Annotated in this window: 4 protein-coding genes; 2 read left to right on the plus strand and 2 right to left on the minus strand. The window is 32.3% G+C overall.

What is annotated here, in order from left to right; all coding sequences use genetic code 11:
* Positions 1-75 precede the first annotated feature (75 nt).
* Positions 76-489 carry a hypothetical protein gene (locus JK188_RS17090; protein ID WP_211885240.1) on the plus strand — a complete coding sequence of 138 codons (414 nt, stop codon included), beginning with the start codon at positions 76-78 and terminating at the stop codon, positions 487-489.
* A 10-nt stretch (positions 490-499) separates the two neighbouring features.
* Positions 500-859, plus strand: coding sequence for a hypothetical protein (locus JK188_RS17095; protein ID WP_211885241.1), 360 nt, complete (start codon positions 500-502; stop codon positions 857-859).
* Positions 860-954: 95 nt separating this feature from the next.
* On the opposite strand, the gene JK188_RS17100 is transcribed toward JK188_RS17095, so the two are convergent.
* A complete protein-coding gene (locus JK188_RS17100; protein ID WP_211885242.1) occupies positions 955-1,419 on the minus strand; it encodes a DUF1097 domain-containing protein in 465 nt (154 codons plus the stop codon).
* Between the two features lie 258 nt (positions 1,420-1,677).
* Complete coding sequence (locus tag JK188_RS17805) at positions 1,678-2,373, minus strand: YadA C-terminal domain-containing protein (RefSeq protein ID WP_442959132.1); 696 nt, start codon at positions 2,371-2,373, stop codon at positions 1,678-1,680.
* Positions 2,374-2,375: the final 2 nt, after the last annotated feature.

Genomic DNA, 2,375 nt, shown 5'->3' on the forward strand with positions numbered 1-2,375 from the left:
GATTTTAGGTTATTTATAAAGTTCTCAAATTCAGGTGGTTGCCATAATTAATTTTTTAATAAAAACTGGAGGCAAATGGATAACGTAATAGAAAAATCACTTGCAACTAACCATACTGGTTATTTCTATGTGATGAACTGCTCTTTGCAGGAGCTAAAGTCTGTTAGTGTCACGCATTCTACAGATTATCCTCATAGTATGCTTAATATTACTGCTGATTACAGTAATCTAAAAAATATGAGCACAACTAAATTAGGACATTCATTTCCATATGAGACAGGTTTTTTATCTCATTTTGATTACTGGACTGTTGAAATAGAAACAGTATCTGGGTACAAATATAAAACTAATGACTATTTTCTTTGTAATTTAAATTTCGACGATGATGGTTTTGTATATATGGCTATTCTTCCCGATTTATCAGTCCATACTATTTTTTCTTACTCATCAGGGTGTGTAAATCATTTGAAAAATAACTTCACAAAATAGGATTTATATCATGAAGAAAAAAATAATTTTATTAGTCTGTGTGTTGTCTTCAAGTTTTTCAATGGCAAATAAGAATATTATAAATAAGGCATTTTCAGATAATTGTAATGCCTATCTCAACAAAGAAAAAAGAATTTCCACTATCACATTAGGTGAGCAAGATGTATTTAATAAAAGGGCTTTTTTTACAATAACTCTACGTGATGGAGATGCGGATACAAAGGAAATATCTATATTGGAATCGGTTGGGAACGAGTATGGTAGAGCAATGTTCCAGCTTATGAATACTGCATATTTATCAAATTCAAATATTAAAATAACCAGCTGTTCATCAAATAAAATCAGTGCAGCATCAATATCCTATAAATAAAATGTAAATTGTTTTGATAGTAAGAGGGTAATTATTACCCTCATTTTTATAAGTCGCTTAGATATTTCTGATTAAAAATAGGTTTACGTTATACATCAGGAAGTTCTATCCAGTTTTTTGACTAACCAAAGCCCACTTTGCTTCATGGCGTAGCCAAATAAAACGCCGACAATAAGTGACGGGATAGTCAATTGCCAATTTCCTTGTGCTGCAAAGGTTGCACAGGCACCAATAAAGGTTCCTGGAATATAGGCAAACCACGATTTTTGGGCTTGAAAACACATTATAAAAGCGATAACAGTGGTCACAAAGTAGCCTGCAAAATTAGGCAGATCATGGGTGAGTTTATCGCTATGAATAATAACTAATCCCCAAACAACACCACTTAGCGCTGTTAATGCTGTCACCAGCAAACCCTTCACACCATCTTTCGGATAGGCAAAATAAGCGGTACATCCTAAAAATCCAGCCCAACTGATCAAGCCAAATACATCAGCAACCCATGCCCATAACCCAGAAAGAATAGCAGTCGTTAATGACAGAGAAAAAAGTAGTTTCACAATGATGACTTTATAAATAAGAATTTGAGAAAGCAGAGCATTGTATAGAGGGATTTTAATTGTTGCAATTAAATGATGGATAATCAGCACAGAGAAAAGACATAATGTATGAGTTAAAATTGAGAACGGTGAATTAAATTCAATTTTGGAAAATTGAATAGGGATATTGATAATTAATCGTTAAATAAAAATTAGCATCAATTTACATTGATGCTAATAAATATGGCGAGAAGAATAAAGATAGTTATTGGTTAAAGATTACCAACCGTAAGCAATACCTGCACCGATAACGGCTCTATCCGAGTTATTCCAAGAAATAGAACTACGCAGATTTAAGTTTTGCTTAACTTGATACTGAGCTCCAGCTGCGATGGCGTTACCGTTTTTAAAGTTACCTAAGCCTAATCCAGCGCTAAAACGTGTATTTGTGGTGTAAGGAATATTGGTCATTGCTGCAACTGAAGCAATACCAGCATTTGCATCACGAGCCGTTTGGTGGATTTTACTTTCCATTTGGTCAACTCGGGTATTTAGTTTTTTAAGCTGTTGTGTCTGAATTTTTTCTTGTTTATCAATTTTATCAAAACGATCAATATTAAGCATTTGTTGATTACGTAAAATTAAATCAGCATGGGCTTTGCTATTTTTTTCTGCATCTTCAATTAATTGGCTTGTAATTAGATCACTTTCTTTAATGTCTTTATCGAGCTTTTCTATGGCAATATTCAGTTGTTTGGTATCTGTTTCATGTTTTTTGTTTGTGTCATCAATTAATAAAGTCGTAATCGCTTCACTTCTAAAAACTTCATCATCAACATATTTTTTATTCTTCATTTCACTATCATTAAAGTTTTTTTCTAAATCAGATAAAGAGCTTTGTAATTTCTTAATGGAATTTCCTTTTTCAGCTATGTTTTTTTCTTGATTGTTATTTTCTTGGCTTAAATTATTAATAG

Source organism: Providencia sp. JGM181 (assembly GCF_018257375.1).
GTDB classification, from domain to species: Bacteria; Pseudomonadota; Gammaproteobacteria; order Enterobacterales; family Enterobacteriaceae; genus Providencia; species Providencia lanzhouensis.